The 1,915-nt window shown below is 64.4% G+C and carries 2 protein-coding genes and 1 pseudogene; 1 reads left to right on the forward strand and 2 read right to left on the reverse strand.

Annotated features, from left to right (window positions below; all coding sequences use genetic code 11):
* On the reverse strand, positions 1-370 hold a 370-nt coding region (locus ABZ281_RS47740; RefSeq protein ID WP_356664928.1), incomplete at its 3' end, for a transposase.
* 292 nt (positions 371-662) lie between these two features.
* Here ABZ281_RS47740 and ABZ281_RS47745 point away from each other — a divergent pair.
* A pseudogene (locus ABZ281_RS47745) lies at positions 663-947 on the forward strand (NUDIX domain-containing protein); the annotation flags it as partial.
* 231 nt (positions 948-1,178) lie between these two features.
* On the opposite strand, the gene ABZ281_RS47750 reads toward ABZ281_RS47745, so the two are convergent.
* Positions 1,179-1,790: a hypothetical protein gene (locus ABZ281_RS47750; RefSeq protein ID WP_356664930.1), complete on the reverse strand. Its 612-nt coding sequence runs from the start codon at positions 1,788-1,790 to the stop codon at positions 1,179-1,181.
* Positions 1,791-1,915: the final 125 nt, after the last annotated feature.

Here is a 1,915-nt window from a genome sequence, read left to right on the forward strand (position 1 = left end):
CGTTGGTGGAGGTCTTCACGCTTTGGGTGTCGATCACGGAGGCCGTCGGCTCGGGCTTGCGCCCCTCTTTCACGCGGGCCAGACCTACGAGGTCGCAGTTGAGCTGGGTGAAGATTCCCTCGTCGCGCCAGGCGGCGTAATAGGCGTAGACGGTGCCGTAGTTGGGGAAGACGTGCGGGAGGTATTTCCAGGGGATCCCCGTGCGGTTCACGTAGAGGAGCGCGTTGAATACGTCGCGCAGTTCGACTTTCGCCGGCTGGCCGGTGGGCCTGCGGTCGAGCCGGGCTTTTCGCCAGGCGGTCAACGTCGGTTCGATCAGGGCCCATCGGGCGTCGGACAGGTCGCTGGGGTACGGCTTCCGCTGGCTCACGGGCCAGCATGATCATGAAAGGTCCGCAACACCGTGTCCCGATACCTCTCGGGCGTTTCCGTCTCTTTTTCAAACCAGACGGACTCTGGAGTAGAGAAGCGGATGAGACGGGCAGTCGAGTTCACCGCTTCCGGGTGAACGACTAGCACTTATCAGGTAATTAACCCCAAAGTGGGTCACGGTCGAAACCCGCATACCGGAACAAACCTATGTAAACGCCCTCTGAGATCGTTTGGAGGAAGGCGATTTGGCTGAGTCCGATCCGTCGGCGGCCCGGTGGAAGAGCGAACCGATGACGACACGGCTCATCGCTGCTGCTCTCGTCACGGATCCGGACAGCGGCAGACTCCTCATCCTGCGGCGGGGCCGCCACTTGGATTTCGCGCCTGGTGAGTGGGATGTTCCCAGCGGCAAGGGGGAGCCCCGGGAACCGATCACCGCGACTGCAGTACGCGAACTGAAGGAGGAGACGGGCGTCGTGGTTGCCGAGGCGGACCTGCGCCTCGCCGTCTGGACCGAGATGATGGAGGAGTGGCAGCAGCACCAGGTCCGTCTCGGCTACCTGCGCGCAGCCCTCGAAGGATTCGTCCGGCTGCTGTACCCAGACACCACGGAGCCTGGCCTGGCCGTCGAGGCCGCTGAGCAGCGGCTGCAACAACACCCCGACACATGGCCTGTGCACTCGCATGCGGTCGCCGAGCATCTGCGGACGCATGCCCCGGACGGCGTGCCGGGCGCTAGCTCCGTACTTCGCGGGTGGCAGCGAAAGGTGGATCCGGCGCCAACGCGCAGTTGCCTGGCCCCGCGGCTATCGGCGGCCATCTCGTTTACGCTCGCTGCGCCGCAGTGCGCGACGTTGCTTTCCTGGCAGGGCGGCGGCCAACTCGCCCACCAGGGAGACGTCGTGGCAATCGCCGTCTTGGCTGCCCCGGCACCACCACACCGGAGGGCCAGCCGCGTCCGTTTCGCCCTGGTACCAGTCGTCAGTGGTCCCTGCGGGACGAGGGTGCATTCCGATCTTGTGTTCCGAGCAGATCGGCCAGACCCGCCAGAGCAACTCCATGATGGTCGACTGCGCCGCATCTGCGACCACAGTCAGGAGCGTCGTCGCATCGTCCGGCTCTGGCGGGTCGCCCTCCTCCAGGTCGCACGCATTCACCGAATTGCCGTGCCAACGGCCGTCGGGCATCGCCACGTAGACCTGACCCCTGTCGATTCTGCTCGGGGGCAAAGGCTGCCGAGGCGAGTCAACCATCAGTATCAGTGCTTCTTGATCCGGCAGGGTCGCCATCAGGTCGCGATTGACCACAGCGAGTGCGGCCTCCAGTTTCGGCCATTGACCGGGCTCGGCCGGCCTGGGCTCCGGTAGATGCTGCCAGTCATGACCAGGACCGATGCTGAAATGCGAGGAGTAGTTCACCGGGGCATCGTCTCAGCCACCCCGTCTTTCTGAACCGCCCCGGGTTCGGTAGAGATCTCAGTTGGTGGTCGTGACCTGGGGTTTCGTGGTTGTCAGGTAGTAGTTGGTCTCGTATTCGACGGGTG

The organism is Streptomyces sp. NPDC006265 (assembly GCF_040613555.1).
Classification (GTDB): domain Bacteria; phylum Actinomycetota; class Actinomycetes; order Streptomycetales; family Streptomycetaceae; genus Streptomyces.